The 15,080-nt window shown below is 44.7% G+C and carries 14 protein-coding genes; 5 read left to right on the forward strand and 9 right to left on the reverse strand.

The features are described from left to right. Positions 1 to 110: 110 nt before the first annotated feature. The 5 genes from cspE to IHV80_RS19170 form a co-directional block, all read right to left on the reverse strand. Entirely contained in the window at positions 111 to 323 is a 213-nt protein-coding gene (gene cspE, locus IHV80_RS19150; RefSeq protein ID WP_004730009.1) for a transcription antiterminator/RNA stability regulator CspE, read from the reverse strand. A gap of 361 nt (positions 324 to 684) precedes the next feature. Beyond that, on the reverse strand, positions 685 to 1,962 hold the full coding sequence (locus IHV80_RS19155) for a cytosine deaminase (RefSeq protein WP_192891891.1): 1,278 nt from the start codon (positions 1,960 to 1,962) through the stop codon (positions 685 to 687). 9 nt (positions 1,963 to 1,971) lie between these two features. After that, positions 1,972 to 3,210, reverse strand: coding sequence for a cytosine permease (gene codB, locus IHV80_RS19160; protein WP_192891892.1), 1,239 nt, complete (start codon positions 3,208 to 3,210; stop codon positions 1,972 to 1,974). Between the two features lie 812 nt (positions 3,211 to 4,022). Then, positions 4,023 to 5,246: an HlyD family secretion protein gene (locus IHV80_RS19165; RefSeq protein ID WP_192891893.1), complete on the reverse strand. Its 1,224-nt coding sequence runs from the start codon at positions 5,244 to 5,246 to the stop codon at positions 4,023 to 4,025. Further along, positions 5,240 to 5,632: an MFS transporter gene (locus tag IHV80_RS19170; RefSeq protein ID WP_192891894.1), complete on the reverse strand. Its 393-nt coding sequence runs from the start codon at positions 5,630 to 5,632 to the stop codon at positions 5,240 to 5,242. The genes IHV80_RS19165 and IHV80_RS19170 overlap by 7 nt, the downstream gene beginning before the upstream one ends. A gap of 134 nt (positions 5,633 to 5,766) precedes the next feature. Between IHV80_RS19170 and IHV80_RS19175 the strand changes: the two genes are divergently transcribed. Then, on the forward strand, positions 5,767 to 6,774 hold the full coding sequence (locus IHV80_RS19175; protein ID WP_192891895.1) for an AraC family transcriptional regulator: 1,008 nt from the start codon (positions 5,767 to 5,769) through the stop codon (positions 6,772 to 6,774). Positions 6,775 to 6,826: 52 nt separating this feature from the next. Here the strand turns inward: IHV80_RS19175 and IHV80_RS19180 are convergent, their stop codons facing one another. Then, positions 6,827 to 7,753: an urea transporter gene (locus tag IHV80_RS19180; protein WP_192891896.1), complete on the reverse strand. Its 927-nt coding sequence runs from the start codon at positions 7,751 to 7,753 to the stop codon at positions 6,827 to 6,829. Positions 7,754 to 7,823: 70 nt separating this feature from the next. Then, positions 7,824 to 8,483, reverse strand: coding sequence for a pyridoxamine 5'-phosphate oxidase family protein (locus IHV80_RS19185; protein ID WP_192891897.1), 660 nt, complete (start codon positions 8,481 to 8,483; stop codon positions 7,824 to 7,826). Between the two features lie 90 nt (positions 8,484 to 8,573). On the opposite strand from IHV80_RS19185, the gene pdxR reads away from it, so the two are divergent. Then, complete coding sequence (gene pdxR / locus IHV80_RS19190) at positions 8,574 to 10,034, forward strand: MocR-like pyridoxine biosynthesis transcription factor PdxR (RefSeq protein WP_192891898.1); 1,461 nt, start codon at positions 8,574 to 8,576, stop codon at positions 10,032 to 10,034. Between the two features lie 15 nt (positions 10,035 to 10,049). On the opposite strand, the gene yjeH is transcribed toward pdxR, so the two are convergent. After that, positions 10,050 to 11,315: an L-methionine/branched-chain amino acid transporter gene (yjeH, locus tag IHV80_RS19195; protein WP_192891899.1), complete on the reverse strand. Its 1,266-nt coding sequence runs from the start codon at positions 11,313 to 11,315 to the stop codon at positions 10,050 to 10,052. Between the two features lie 265 nt (positions 11,316 to 11,580). Between yjeH and IHV80_RS19200 the strand changes: the two genes are divergently transcribed. From IHV80_RS19200 to IHV80_RS19210, 3 genes are all read left to right on the forward strand, one after another. After that, positions 11,581 to 12,042 carry an Lrp/AsnC family transcriptional regulator gene (locus IHV80_RS19200; RefSeq protein WP_192891900.1) on the forward strand — a complete coding sequence of 154 codons (462 nt, stop codon included), beginning with the start codon at positions 11,581 to 11,583 and terminating at the stop codon, positions 12,040 to 12,042. Positions 12,043 to 12,126: 84 nt separating this feature from the next. Next, positions 12,127 to 13,047, forward strand: a complete 921-nt coding sequence (locus IHV80_RS19205; RefSeq protein WP_192891901.1) for a LysR family transcriptional regulator — start codon at positions 12,127 to 12,129, stop codon at positions 13,045 to 13,047. A 113-nt stretch (positions 13,048 to 13,160) separates the two neighbouring features. Further along, positions 13,161 to 13,775: a LysE family translocator gene (locus IHV80_RS19210; protein WP_192891902.1), complete on the forward strand. Its 615-nt coding sequence runs from the start codon at positions 13,161 to 13,163 to the stop codon at positions 13,773 to 13,775. Between the two features lie 95 nt (positions 13,776 to 13,870). Here the strand turns inward: IHV80_RS19210 and IHV80_RS19215 are convergent, their stop codons facing one another. Then, positions 13,871 to 15,034, reverse strand: coding sequence for an alpha/beta hydrolase (locus IHV80_RS19215; protein ID WP_192891903.1), 1,164 nt, complete (start codon positions 15,032 to 15,034; stop codon positions 13,871 to 13,873). Between the last annotated feature and the right edge of the window lie 46 nt (positions 15,035 to 15,080).

The raw sequence follows: 15,080 nt of genomic DNA on the forward strand, positions 1-15,080 counted from the left end.
TAGGTAAGTTGAGAGAGTAGGAGGAAAAGGATAGCTGGAAGTTTTGTTTCAGGCATAAAAAAGCGCCGATAAAAATCAGCGCTTTAAAATTCTTTTTAGCTAAAAGCTAATTATTGAGCAACAACGTTTGCTGCTTGTAGGCCTTTTTGACCGTTTTCAACTTCGAAAGAAACCTTTTGGCCTTCTTTCAGAGTTTTGAAACCTTCTGAAGCGATTGCACGGAAGTGAACGAATACGTCAGCACCGCCGTTGTCTTGAGAAATGAAACCGAAACCTTTCTCTTCGTTAAACCATTTTACAGTGCCAGTATTTGTGTTAGACATAATTTGTCCCTTATTCATAAATTTTCTAAATTGTTGATTGCATTACTGCAATGCGCTGATAATTGAATTATTTAATATTGCTAAGAAATAAGGAAAAACTACTTACAAAAACGGGTAACGATTTTACATGTCATTTTTTACTATTTATCTAACTTAAATAACTCCGGCTAACAGAGCGAGTGCATGTTAACACAGTCTTTCCGGTTGTACACTCATTGATTGAGAAATCAGCGAGTTTTTTTGTCATGTTGTGCTCGTTAACAAAACTACCCTTAATAGCTGATAGTTTTATAAAGTCACGCGCCATGACAAAGTAAAAAGGAAGCCTGTAGCTTCCTTTTCTTCATCAGTATAGACGATATTAACGCTTGAAGTTGATATCTTCTGTCTGATCTAAGTTAATTTTTGTTTTCGCAGGTTGCGTTTCAGCGATCACCTTGCCGTGTCGTACCGAGTATTGAACTGGCACTTGGCGACGTACTGCGTCAAAACCATTGTCTGCAGGCAGGATCAATAGGCTACCAGGCTTCCCTTCTTCAATACCGTAGTTGTCTTGAATGTTCAGAGTGCGAGCTGAGTTCTTGCTGATCAAATCAAGCGAGGTGTTGATTTGGTCGTAGCCCATAACTTGTGTTACATGCAGCCCCATGTGCAGAACTTGAAGCATATTCGCTGTACCCAGTGGGTACCATGGGTCAAACACATCATCATGGCCGAAACACACGTTGATATTAGCCGCTAGCATCTCTTTAACACGAGTCACGCCACGACGCTTCGGGTAGTCATCGAAACGGCCTTGTAAGTGAATGTTTACTAACGGGTTCGCGACGAAGTTAATGCCCGACATTTTTAGCAAGCGGAATAGGCGAGATGCGTAAGCACCATTGTAAGAACCCATAGCTGTGGTATGGCTTGCCGTTACCTTTTCACCCATGTCGAATTTATGAGCAAGAGCCGCTAGTGTTTCAACGAAGCGAGATTGCTCGTCATCGATTTCATCACAGTGAACGTCGATCAGGCAGTCGTACTTGCGTGCAAGCTCGAACGCATAGTGCAGAGATTCAATTCCGTACTCACGAGTGAATTCGAAGTGAGGGATAGCACCAATAACGTCAGCGCCGATCTTCACAGCTTCTTCAAGCAATTCTTTGCCGTTAGGGTATGAAAGAATGCCTTCCTGAGGGAATGCAACGATCTGGATGTCGACCCACTCTTTCATCTCTTCACGAACTTCAACCATCGCTCGTAATGCAACTAACGTTGGATCAGATACATCAACGTGAGTACGCACGTGTTGAACACCGTTAGCAATCTGCCATTTCAGTGTTTGTTTCGCACGAGACTTTACGTCTTCGATTGATAACAATTCTTTACGCTCAGCCCAACGCTCAATACCTTCAAACAAAGTGCCAGAGATGTTCCAGTTAGGTTCTCCAGCTGTTTGCGTCGTATCTAGGTGAATATGCGGTTCACAGAAAGGAGAAACTGCAATGCCACCTTCAGCATCAAGGATCTCACCTTGATGATCGATTGGCGCGTCATTATCGAGAATGCGAGAAAATTGACCATTTTCAATCAGGATTTGTTTCAAGCCATCTTGGTCTTGAAGCTTCGCGTTCTTGATTAATAAGGTTGTCATAGTGTGTCCTTAAGCGGCCTGAGATTTCAGAGCGTTTTTATTCAATAGAGGGTTAAGCACGAGGTAACTGATCGCACCACCAAACACGGCGTTCAAAGGAACGATGCCAGGAAGGAAGTGACCAGCGGCTACGCCTGTTGCTACCGCGATAATGCCAGCCCAGTTAACGGTTTGGAACTCTGCTTTTGCAAAATCTTTGTAACGTTTACGGTTCGCAAAGAAATCGGCGATGATTACGCCACCAATTGGTGGAATTGCCAACGAAAGGAAGGTTAACCAGCCGACGAAGTTGTTGTACAACCAAAGCGCGAAAATCGTACCTACGATACCGTTAATGATAGACATTGTAGTACTTGAGCGACCAGTGATGTTGGATAAACCAAGACCTGACGCATAAAGTGCGTTTTCATTGGTTGTCCAGATGTTCAAGCCTAGAACGATGATGGCAGGAAGAAGTAGTCCTTGCGCAATCATCACATCTGAAATGTCAGAGAGACCCGTCGCTGCTGCACCTGCCGCGCCAAAGATAAACATCAGTGAGTTACCGATGAAGAATGCGACCATTGTAATTAACACTGCGCTCGCTGGCTTTTTACCAAAGCGGACGAAATCGGCAGTCAACGTACCCGCACTAACGAACGAACCGACAACCATGGCAAGCGCCATTGAGAAGTCCATTGGTGTTTCTGGCTCGATGAGTTGTAACTGTTCTAGCCCGCCAACACTGTCTACCGCAGTCAGTACAGAGTAACCACCCAGAATTGCAATTGCAGGAACAGCAATAGCTGAGAGTACCATTAGCGCTTTAATACCGAAGTACACCGTACCGGTCATCAACAAGCCTGATACAACAATTAAGGTGTTGGTATCAATGCCCGTGGCTTTCTGTACCGGAATCGCAAACATGGCAACGCCTACACCAAACCAACCGACTTGTGTACCACCAAGTAGAGCAGAGGGAAGCCATGAGCCTTTAGTACCGAAAGAGAAACGAGCAAGGAGGTGAGTAGAGAGGCCAGTAGATGCGCCGATGTAGCCAAGAAAAGAAGTGTAAATACCGAGGATTAGGTTACCGATGAGAACGGCGAGGAAGAAATCGTTGAATGAAAGACCTGTCCCGAGTGAACCACCGGTCCACATACTTGCAGAGAAGAAAGTGAGTCCAAGCATTACCATGGTGAGTGAAGCAACTCCTTTCCTAGCCGATGTAGGAACCGGCCCTAGACTGTAGTTATTATCAGCAGCCATTTTTTACCTCCGCAAATGATCAAAATTAAAATTAACGGTCGCCGTATTGCAGGCAAACGTGCGCATTATGGTGATATAAATCACATAGTCAATGCTAGTTTTGTCAATAAGTCCGCCATTAAGACAGCTTTGTTGAAAATAGACATTTAAAACATGAGGTTACTTTTTGTATTTATTTTTTAAAAATAATTAGAAAACGTTTTCTATGGCGTTGATGATGAGTCAGGACTTAGCTTCACTATGAATCCTAGCGATTATGATCGTGAATGGGTGTCTGTATATTAGATGGACGATGTTTCTTAAATTGCAGGCAAAAAAATGGCCAATCGCAATATTCGCAATTGGCCTATATATATCGTGAACAAGAAAGGTTCACTAACAACGTCAGTTGGCTAGGTGACCCTCGGCTTAAGAAGGGTCAATATATACATTGCAGATAGCGTGCCAACTTTTAAACCTGCGAATTGGGCTGTTTTACAGCAATTTGGTGCGTATTTGAATGGTGTTTTTGCATTATGAAAATGCATTTTGCGAATTGTTGATGCTCTGCAACCAATTTTACATTTTGTCAGTAAGGAAATTTGAGTATTTTCAAGTGTTGTAATGTTGTAATGTTGTAATGTTGTAATGTTGTAATGTTGTAATGTTGTAATGTTGTAATGTTGTAAGTAAGCGATAAAGACAAGAAGCCAGTTTGATACTAAAACTAAAACTAAAACAGAGACTAAAACTAAGGCAAGCACTAAAACAAAAAGCCCGCATGACATCGGTCTATGTGGGCTTACGATTGGTTTTAATTTATTGAAGTCGTGTTATATCGAATAGAAGAAGTAGAGTTGCGACTTCATTCTGATAATGATTCCACGGATAACATCTAAGAATGCCATAAAGCTGATTGGTTTTTCGCCGCTCACCCATGCCAGTCCAACAGAGCCTACGGGGATATCATAGCCTTCTGTTTCTTCGATCTTCAGTCTCACGAAGTGGTGTTTGTTTTGAAGGTTCCGTCCGGTTGTGACGCGAACCTGTTCATCAATACCAAGCAAACTGGCTTGTGCCTCACCTGTCGCTTCGACAATACCTTCGACGGTTGCAGAGAAAACCTTTCCTGGATAAACAGGTGTTGCAAACTCAGCAGGCTGGCCCACTTTTACGTTACGAATTGCTTGGTGATTAACCCGCATTAGCACGTACTTCTCTTCTGTATACATCTGGATACGAGGCATCATTGAGACTCGTTGCCCTTCACGAAGAATAAAGTTAGTCACAAAGCCATCTGTTGGGGCGGTGACTTTGGTGCTGTTAAGGTCCCATTGCGCTTGGGCTAATGTTGCCTTTGCAGAGTCGACTTCAGTTTGCTTTTTACTGACGTTTGTTTCTGCTTTGTGAATGTTTAACTTTGCGTTCTCGGCATCAACTTCTTTCTTACTCAGTTGAGATTCTAACGTCGTGACATTATGAGTCGCTAAATCTACTGCTGCAGTTTGTTGATCAATGTCTGACTCTGTAATCGTATGCTCAACAACACTGTTTTGTCTCTGGTAACGAGAGAGTGTCTTCGATTGAAGGACTAAGTCTGTTTTTGCTGATTCAATTTGTGCGATAGACGCTTTGATGTCTTCAAGCGCAGACTGATGGCTGACCTTTGCGATGTTGACTTCTTGGCGAGCGGTATCTAAGGCAACGTGAGCAGATTCAAGTTGAACGCTCGCTTTATCTCTCGCGATGACATATTTGGTGTCATCAATCTCGTAGATTAGCTCACCTTTCGTCACATCTTGGTTTGGACTGATGTAAACCTTGGTGGTTTTGCCGGTGACCGATGTTGAGTCTGGACGCAGCTGAATATGCGGAGACTGTACAACCGACCCGCCAGACAGATCCATTGGGGTAAAGTTGACCAATCCAACCCAGACGAACAGTAACCAAGACGTACCACCTAAGTAAGCAAACGCCTTAGTACCTTTGTTCCACGGCATGCCCACTAAGCGCAGCAAATAAATAAAGAGTGCCCATACAGCCAAACCTTCTAACATGCTGGGTTCTCCTTATTATCAACCGATTGGGTGCTGTTTACGTCGCCGACAGTATTCGCATTATTATTACTCGTACTATCTGTGCTGGTGTTGCTTGGCGCACGCCATGTATCCCTAAGGTTGATAATGGCTTTTTCCATATCAACAAACGATACGATTACTGCGAGTACCCACACCCAGTGCCATATGAAGCCAATCCACGTTAAAGCGGTGATTAAACCGAGCTGGTGATGCTCTTTACTGTGAGCTTTATTGATTGGTAATTCATGAACACGCCAAAAGCCGTAACATGCTGCTGCGATTGTTGCGACCAACACAACACCTGCTACAACGTGTAATGCGGTGTCTGCGCCTGTTCCAACAAATGGGACACTTAGTAAACTCATTGATCAACCCTAAGTAAAATTTGAACGCCGAGTGTGATGGAATGCAAATTTACAGGTTGTAATTTCACAGATTACGTTAATAATCGATATTAAATGACGTGATTAGTATTTGTGGTGTAAGGAAAGACGCTCATATGAATAATTCTAACTTCCTAAGAGCATTAGGTATTTGGGGAATATACCAGTACGCAGTTGCTTACGATGGTGTTGATGCCGAACAATTGGGTATTCCAAACTCGGTATTCAAGAACCCGATGAACCTCATTCCCGTACGTGAAGTAGACCGTTGGTTTGTGGGCCTTGAGCAACAAACCAACGATCCTGACATCATATTAAAGCTTGCTGACCGTGTAGAAATTGAAAAGCTTGGTCCGTTATCGAATTGGATTTTCTCAGGACACGATTTGGCCTCGACGATCCGCCGAGTGAACACCGGTCTACATTGCTTACAGTCGGGTGCTTACTTGTATGGGGCTCAAGTGGGGAACCTTATCAAGTGGTGCTATCACAACCCATCTTACTCGGAGGCGGGGAAGGTTCATGATTCGGTTCGAGTCGCTATCTTCATGATGAAGATATTGCGTTGTTACCTAGGCGAGGACTTTAAGCCAGCAGCAGTGACAATTGCAGGGCGTCGAGAAAATGTTGCACTTTATCAGGAGTACTTTGGTTGCAATATCCAGTGGGACAAACCGAGAACCGAGGTGTGGTTGCCAAGTAAGTTAAGGCTTTCAACCAATCAATCTCCGTCGGTCAGCAAAATGAGTCTGGCTATGAATTTTCATGATTTGGATAACTATCTGAATATGCCTGATGCCGCCGATGACCATAAAGTCACCTATGAAATGATCAATTATAGCCGTCACTTTGGCTTGCCCACCTTAAGTAAGGTATCCAGTTTATTGGGTTTGTCTGAGCAGCAGTTTCAGCGTCGGTTACACGACCTAGGCGTTAACTTTTCAACCATCACTGGCTACGTACTCAGCAATATAGCGGTTGAGTTGTTGAGGTATTCATTGCCCATTGAAGAGGTAGCAAAACGTTTAGGTTATACCAACGTGGCGAGCTTCAATCGTATGTTCAAAAAGCATCGAGGTTTGACGCCCAAGCAATATACAGAGCGCTTTCAGTTAGATAGTTAGCTTCATTGCCAGTAAATCAAGTCGTTAACTATAAATATGACCATAAGCATGATTATTTAGCTGGAGTCGATCTTGTATTGGCCGCCCCTTTCTTTCTAAGCAGGCTGGCAAAATAAACCATGCCCCACGTGCTTAAAATGAATGGTGCGGTAAGGGGAACGAGCTGCAACTTGTGAAAGCCCAAAGTGACCAAGCAGCTTAGTAACATAGATAGGATAATGAGCGGCCAAGGGATACGTTGGTAAAGCACAAGCGCTAAGGTCGCAAGTACAGCATTGTAGCCATACAGGCCTTGTTGGATCAGTTCGTCGGAGACACCGATTAAATAGCTGAAAGCCGTGCTGACAATCACCGCAAGCACGACCCATAACGCATGTTTGATATTGTTAAATGCAATCGCAGCCAAGATAACCAACCCCGATAACTCATTGTTGATGAAGCTGACTTGGCTGATGCCTTTTAACAACGTTATGGCAATGCTTGGTAGGTTCAACCAATCGTTGAATGCTAAAAACGCTGTCGACTGCAGCGTAGTGTTTGAGGGGCTGAAAAAAGGGAGGTTCAAGCCTGATTGAAACATGTAGATAAACCAAGAGGTGACAATAAAGGCACTTGTGTAACCGCGATACTTTTTAAAGCTAAACACAATCTTGGCGATGGGTACGGTAATCAGCGAACCGAGAGCGACGACTGAAATCAGCCACGCATTCACATCAAAAAAACTTCCGATGAATAAAGCAATCAGCGCGCCATTTAACCCATACATACCATTATCAATATCTTGAGACGGTTTATTGGTATACAGGGCAAAACTGTAGCTGCAACTCGCACCGAATAAGGTAAGAAAAGCCAGTGGCAGAGAGTCAATTGAAATAGCGAGCAATAGCAGAAGGGAAGTCACGACAGATGACGTGAAATAGACTTGCCCAATACCATTGAGCAAGCCTTGAAGAGGGAGAATGTCCTTATTCTTTTGCATTTTCTGACTATGTTAAATTTTTGATACGTCAGATTGTATACAATTTTATCGCGTTGACCATTATAGAATACTAATTCTGATACCAACGTTCGCCATAGGCTGCTTGATAGTCCGGCTTATCGACAAGGCCTTCTTGTTCTGGAACTGTCTCTAATGGCCCAACAACGGTGCGATAAGGTAATACGCCAGCCCAAACAGGGGTATCCATGTCGGCCTTATCATCATTCACACCATGCTTACCAATTTTTACAGACGCTTCCGTTAACGGTATTGCTAATAACTCGGTCGCGGTGAGCTCCTTCTCATTACTGAGCCTGACTTCATCGGTTCTGCCCGGTGCGATTTGCTCAATGAAGATGTTCAATAAGCGATCTTTTTCTTGGTTATCATCAATTACAGAGAAAGACCCAAATACCACTGCTGAACGGTAATGAGCACTATGATGAAAAGCAGAACGTGCTAACACCCATCCATCAAATAAAGTAAATGTTAGGCAGGTAGGGTTTCCCTTTTTTAAGCCTTTCAGAAGACGACTGTTTTTAGCGCCATGGATATAGACCATGTCATCCACTCGCCATGCGAGCATTGGGATAACCATCGGGCCTTGCTCACCTTCTAGTGCAATGTGTGCGATCAAGCTTTCATCAATGATTTGATGCAGTTTTTCTGGTTCAAATTCGGCCTTGTGAGCCCCTTTCTTAATCGTGGTTCTTTTCGTGTTAGATAACATAATCGCTCCTTAATCATTGCCTTTTGGTCAATGTAGCGATTAACTGGTCTATTAAATAGAGCCACTTTAAAACACTATTTGGATCCAGTTATGCAGCCTATTGATGTCGGTGACCTACAGTTAGACGATCAACACGACACGCGTCAAACCGCTTTGTTTCATGCGATAAGAGAAAAGATTGTCCAAGATTTATGGAGTAAAGGCAGTAAGTTACCCTCAACACGCAAGTTGGCTGTGGAATTGTCAGTAAGCCGAAATACAGTGATTTACGCGTATGAGCAACTGGTCACCGAAGGCTATATCGAGAGTAAGAAAGGTTCAGGCTTTTATGTGTCGGTTGAGCAGCCAGAGCATTTCTTGAGTTTATCTCAATCGAGCAGTATTCAGAGTTCACATGATTTGAGCGCAGAGGTTGATACACTAAGTAGCGCGCGAGTGACCCTCAATGATATCAACCGAAGTTTTGCTCCGGGTGTCCCCGATCTGGATGCATTCCCTTTTGCTAAGTGGCAAAGGTTGCTGCAGCGACACGGAACGCGTCAGAACATCGCGGGTAATCAAGACGTTCAAGGCAGTTTTGCCTTGAGAGAAGCACTAAGTGGTTACCTCGCGAGTAGCCGTTCAGTTCTGTGTCATGCAGACAGAATCATCATCACGGCAGGCGCGCAGCAAGCGATCTCAATTGGCTTAATGGCCACGTTGGTGATGGGTGACCAAATTCTCATGGAGGAACCTGGTTATCGACAGGTCCATAAAATTGTCGATATGTTAAAGCTCGATCTTGATGGTGTTAGTGTGCGTGAAAAAGTGGGGCTGGATATTGGAAAAATTCTCGCAAGTGATGCCAAAGCTTTGTATGTGACTCCAAGTAATCAATATCCAATGGGGACAACACTCAACACTGAGCAACGCCTGAAACTGATTGATTGGGCCAACAAACATCAGTCTTGGATCATTGAGGATGACTACGACAGTGAGTTTCAGTTTGCTCATCGCCCTTATACCAGCATGCAAGGATTGGCGGGCAAGCTAGGTTTTGACGACCGAATTATCTATGTCGGCTCACTGAGTAAAGTCATGTTTAACGGCTTACGCTTGGGATACTTGGTCGTGCCTGAACATTTGGTCGCAAGGTGTCTCGAGATTAAAGACGCGCTCACCGGAGACACGGCGTCCCATACACAAGAAGCGCTGGCTGATTTCGTCCATGAAGGCGACTTGCTGCGACATATCAGAAAGATGCGTCGTTCATACAAACTCAAATATGAAGCGATGATTGACGCCATTGAAAGTGAGTTTAACGGTGATCTTGAAGTGATAAGCCAAGCCGCAGGATTACATGTGACGGTGAAGTGGTACCAAGGGATATCTGAACACGAGTGGAGCCGACGGGCTGAGCTGGAAAATATCGTAATCAGGCCTTTTGATTTCTACGAGTATGGATCAACCAATATTCGCGATTGGAATGGCGTGATACTCGGCTTTGGCAATATCCGATTGGTTGACATAAAGCCGAAGATCAAACAGATCGCTCGGCTTTTCTATCAATAATGTTTATGGTCTGGCTTACAATTTGTCGATAGAGACGGTGGGTTTACCTAACCATTTTCGCCAAGGGAGTGACAATGTCACAAACACAGTCACAGCATAGAGCATTGACAAACTTAGGCAGATGAACACCAGGGTACAGATGACCAATGAGATCATGGCTGTGTATCTAGATGCGCCAGTCAGTAATCGGCAGGCTGCTAACATCGCCAGTAGATAAACCAAAACAAAAATACCATTGGCGAGTTTAAGAAAGAATTCGAGATCCAAATTAGACAGCTCGCCGATTACACACGAGATAAGCGCAATAAAGCCAATAGCCAAGGTTGGATAAAGTGGTACGCCACGGCTATTAAGTTGCGCCATTTTACTTGTCGGAGTGTGTTGGCGAGCCTGAGCCCAAATCATGCGAGATAAGCTTTGGGTATAAAGATTTAGGCTAGCAAAACAAGCGAAGAAGCCAAGCACACTGATGACGGTTTTAAAGCCATTGCCAAACAGTTGCTCTGTCACCCACGGGATAGAGGCAGCATCAAATTCTGGTGAACCATAAGCCCCTAGCTTGATTATAACCACCGAACAAGCCCAGTACACCAAGCCTGCGACGAAACACCCTGCAATGATGGCGATTGGGAAGTCACGCTGTGGATTTTTAAATTCCTCTCCCATGTGAGCAAAGGCTTCTATTCCGACAAAGCACCAAAACATGACTGCCAGTGCAGCACCAATAGACCACATTGAATCGGATGAAATAGCGGGAATCGCGACATCTGCTACCGTGATGTCTGCTTTCCAAACAAAAGCGCTAACTAAGGCAAAGATAGACAAAGCAATCACGGTTTGCAGTCGGCCAGAAGACTTACTGCCCATCAGATTGACGGCAATAAGCAGAGCTACGGTAAAGGACTGAGCACCCAGAGGTGTGTCGAGTGGTGCCGGTAACAGCTGTTGAGCAAAGCCGCCTGCTAATGCAATCGCAGCGGGAATGCCGACAGGAATAACACTAACAAACAACCAAGCAACGCTCGTTTCTAATCGCTCGCTGAACGCTTGGCGCACAAAATAGGCAGTGCCGCCTGCATTCGGGTAGCGTTTTCCCAATGCAGCAAAGGTTAGGGCGATCGGGCAAATAGCGATAAACAGGATTAACCACGCGAGTAATGACAACTGCCCTGCGATACCAGCCGCAATAGCGGGAATCATAAAGAGCCCAGTACCAAGCAAGGTCGTAGAGAGTTGTCCAATTCCGGACATTAGCGTGATTTCTTGTTTGAGTTGTGACATTCGCTCTCCTAGCTATTGGCTGTGCTGTCGGTTTTATCGTGCCGTCTTGCGAGACTGAGACTGAGACTGAGACTGAGACTGAAAGCATACATTGTCGACATCAATAATACAGCTAGCGAAACGTCTTAAGACGCCGCCAATTTAACGGTATTAATCTGATTAAACGTGAAAGTGTCGGCTGTTATAAACGTCGACTGTTATAAGCAGGGAAGTTGTGTCAAATTAGGTACTATAAATAGAACAATAAGTGGAAAGAATCAGAAGCATGGATAAATTTGATCGCCAGATTTTGGATATTCTCAAAACCAATGCACGTTGCTCAGTGAGCGATATCGCCCGAGATGTCAGCCTTTCGCGCTCGGCGGTGAATGCCAGAATCAAGAAACTGGAAAGCGACAAAGTGATTACGGGTTATTGCGCTCAAGTGGCGGAGCCTAACCAAACGAAGAATGTGTGCGCTTACATCTTGTTGAAGTTCGACATGTCGAGCAGCGACCATAGCTGTGAGTCTTATGCGAAACGAATCCAGAGCATTGATGGTGTGCAATGGTGTCACTCTATCAGCGGTGAGACAGATATGATGTTGTACGTTGAAGTGGAAAGCATGGAGCATTTAAACCAAGTTCGCGATCAACTGCAAAGCTATCCAGATCTGCGCCACCTAGTGACTCATACAGTATTGACTGAGTTTTTTAACAAACAAAATTCATCAGGTCGTTCATGTTAGGAGCGATCAATTTCGCTAGGGGCGTCAATTTGGCTAAGAGCTTCAACCTCGCTAGAAGCCTAAGTTTTGGTAGGAGCTTAAATTTTGCTAGGGAATATTAATTTAAATCTGCTGCGCTCGCTGCATGTGCTTCTTGAAGAATGCCATGTAAGCCGCGCAGCACAGCGCCTTCATATCACGCAATCGGCTGTCAGTCGCCAGCTCAGTCAACTACGAGACTTGTGTGGCGATCCTCTGTTGGTTCGCGATGGCAACAAACTGGTACCTACCAATCGTGCTCTGCAGCTTACAGACAAGCTCGATGACTTGCTTGGGGAGTTTGACCACCTATTAGATGATAAGCCGTTCGAACCGAAAGATTGGCAAGGTGAGTTGGTGTTGTCTTCGAGTGACTATGTGGCTCAGTATATTCTGCCAGTGATTGTTGCAGAGGTGTCTGCCGAAGCGCCGAATATCAATTTAGCGTATCGTTTGTGGCAGCCAAACTACCTTGAAGCTCTGAACGAGTCAGGTATTCACTTGGCTTCGAGTATTTTCCCTAAGAAACCAGAACATGTTTCTAGTACCAGACTTGGCGAAGATAAGTCGGTGTGTTTGATGCGCAAATCTCATCCATTAGCTCTGCAATCGACTTTGAGTACAGAAGATATCGTCAGTTACTCACACATCAAAGTGACAGGTGGGGGAGACAAAGACAGTTATTCGGATATTGCGTTAAAGAAGTTGGGGCATAAGCGCAGAGTTGCTTTGCAGGTTCCGTTCTTTTCATCCGCTGGTACCGTGTTAATGCAAGACGATTATCTGATGATCGTTCCTGAACATATCGCCTATAACTTAGGTAGACACCTTGAAACGACCTACTTTTCTTTGCCATTTGAAACGGAGATGCACACCTATTGGTTAATGTGGCACCCTAAGTATGACAACGATTCTGCTCACAAATGGGCGCGAGAGAAAGCATTCCAAGCGATGCAGAAGTCGAGTTACAATATTGGTATGACTTAAAATCATAGGCATGATGATAATCTTTGATTTCAAATAATACCTATAGCGAATTATTGTAAGCAGCAAGTACAAGGCGTTCACTCGGAACGCATGGTTTTATTAGGAATGGAATAATGACAGTAACAATTTGGTTTTCTTTATTAGCTATTTGCTTGTTGGGTGCAATGTCTCCGGGCCCAAGCTTGGCGATGATCGCTAAGCATAGTTTGGCTGGTGGTCGTATGAACGGGCTTATCGCGGCTTGGTCACATGCGGCTGGCATAGGTATTTACGCGTTCGCAACTATTGTCGGTTTAGCGGTGTTACTTGAGCAATCGCCAATGATATTTAAAGGGATCAGTTTGGCGGGTGCAGCATATCTACTTTACCTTGGAGTGAATGCGTTACGCTCAAAAGGTGGGGTTGCTGCGAAATTGGAAGCGGGTGAACAGATGAGCTACATGCAGTCTGCTCGCGAGGCCTTTTTGATCTCTATCTTGAGCCCTAAGATCGCGCTGTTCTTTATCGCTCTATTTAGCCAATTTGTGGCTTTAGGTAATGAACTTAGTAATCGAGTGATCATTGTCTCAACGCCACTGATTGTTGATGGCCTTTGGTATACCTTTATTACTTTGGTGCTCTCTAGCCCGCTTATCGTAGAGCGCATTCGAGCAAAAGCGCAGTTGATCGATCGATTGTCAGGTGTGGTTTTAATCCTGCTTGCCGTTCGTGTGGTGTGGACGATATAGCGGCAGTCCATATACTGGTAAGAAACGATATCCACTAAAAAGGCTCACTAGACGTTATCTAGTGAGCCTTTTTTGTTTTTCGTCGAAGCGGCTTTTTAACCTTCCGAATTCAGTACAGTATCGAGCTTTTTCATCGAGTCGGAAAAATATGGATTGTAGGTCAAGCGCGCATGGTTTTTACCTTCTTCACGATATCCCCACGCCGAGTACCAAACTTCACTTGTCGCGTTACACTCGGCTTCAAAGCCTTCAGCCTGACCATTAGAGCATATCTTCTCGCTACCATTGATTCCGTAATACGGATTGCTTGGCGAGAACAACAAGCCCATGTGAGAGCCATTCGAGATTCGTTGCTCTGGGATCTTCATGCTGTATTGAACCGCGCGAGGATCGTCAAGTGTGGCTTCCCCTTGCCAAACCAACACATTGTTTGGGTTTGGCATAGACTCAGTAAACGCTTGTTGCACGAAGTTGGTGTCAATGACACTGTCGCCTTCACTCATCATAATAAACACCGGCTTATCGAAGTGTTGATCTTGTAAGTCTTCGCGAACCACTTCTGATGTCTCGTAGTAAACCGAGGCGCCATTCATTGGTAGTGAGTTGTAGCGAAGTACATTGTCTTCAGGATCTTGATCCGCCCACGTAACAAAGTAGCTTGCTAGCCCTGCATATTGAACTGCAGACGAACTCGGTTGGAACGCAGGAGAGAACAGAAGTAATCCAGAGATCTTAGGATCGTTCATCGCCTGTGAAGTCACGAGGTTCGCACCTGTTGAATAACCGCCAAGCCACACCGAATCATATTCTTGTTCTAGTAACTTAGTGTGGTGAGCCACCACACCCTGCCAATCTTCTAAGTTTGGCTGCATTAAGTCACCAACACGACTGCCGTGACCGGGTAGTAACACCGTTCTCACTAGGTAACCTTGTTCTGCTAAATGTGTCGCGATGTCTTTAAATGAGTAGGGTGAATCCCCCAATCCATGAACCAGTAGAACTGCCTTACCGTTCGGTGTCGCAGGTTGATATTCGGTAGGTGAATTGAGTTGAATCTCTAGCTGCTTGTCTTTGGTCATGAACACACGGTTTTTCAGTAACCAATCTTGAGTGTCGTTCACGTAGGCGTCAAAGCTGTCTTGCTGATAGCTAGGCAAATCTGGAGAAGTTTCGTAAGCGGGTGCAATGGTCTCGTTGGAGCAACCAACGAGACTTAAAGTCGTTATGGCCAGCAGTGCTAGGAGGAGCTTTCTTTGCATTATGTAATGTTGTCTCTGTTGTGCGTTCACTAGGTCTGAAACTAAA

This window comes from Vibrio bathopelagicus (assembly GCF_014879975.1).
GTDB lineage: Bacteria > Pseudomonadota > Gammaproteobacteria > Enterobacterales > Vibrionaceae > Vibrio > Vibrio bathopelagicus.

Coding starts and splice junctions, on each gene's coding strand:
- cspE (WP_004730009.1), bottom strand. CDS start 323: ATGTCTAACACAAATACTGGCACTGTAAAATGGTTTAACGAAGAGAAA.
- IHV80_RS19155 (WP_192891891.1), bottom strand. CDS start 1,962: ATGACAACCTTATTAATCAAGAACGCGAAGCTTCAAGACCAAGATGGC.
- codB (WP_192891892.1), bottom strand. CDS start 3,210: ATGGCTGCTGATAATAACTACAGTCTAGGGCCGGTTCCTACATCGGCT.
- IHV80_RS19165 (WP_192891893.1), bottom strand. CDS start 5,246: ATGTTAGAAGGTTTGGCTGTATGGGCACTCTTTATTTATTTGCTGCGC.
- IHV80_RS19170 (WP_192891894.1), bottom strand. CDS start 5,632: ATGAGTTTACTAAGTGTCCCATTTGTTGGAACAGGCGCAGACACCGCA.
- IHV80_RS19175 (WP_192891895.1), top strand. CDS start 5,767: ATGAATAATTCTAACTTCCTAAGAGCATTAGGTATTTGGGGAATATAC.
- IHV80_RS19180 (WP_192891896.1), bottom strand. CDS start 7,753: ATGCAAAAGAATAAGGACATTCTCCCTCTTCAAGGCTTGCTCAATGGT.
- IHV80_RS19185 (WP_192891897.1), bottom strand. CDS start 8,483: ATGTTATCTAACACGAAAAGAACCACGATTAAGAAAGGGGCTCACAAG.
- pdxR (WP_192891898.1), top strand. CDS start 8,574: ATGCAGCCTATTGATGTCGGTGACCTACAGTTAGACGATCAACACGAC.
- yjeH (WP_192891899.1), bottom strand. CDS start 11,315: ATGTCACAACTCAAACAAGAAATCACGCTAATGTCCGGAATTGGACAA.
- IHV80_RS19200 (WP_192891900.1), top strand. CDS start 11,581: ATGGATAAATTTGATCGCCAGATTTTGGATATTCTCAAAACCAATGCA.
- IHV80_RS19210 (WP_192891902.1), top strand. CDS start 13,161: ATGACAGTAACAATTTGGTTTTCTTTATTAGCTATTTGCTTGTTGGGT.
- IHV80_RS19215 (WP_192891903.1), bottom strand. CDS start 15,034: ATGCAAAGAAAGCTCCTCCTAGCACTGCTGGCCATAACGACTTTAAGT.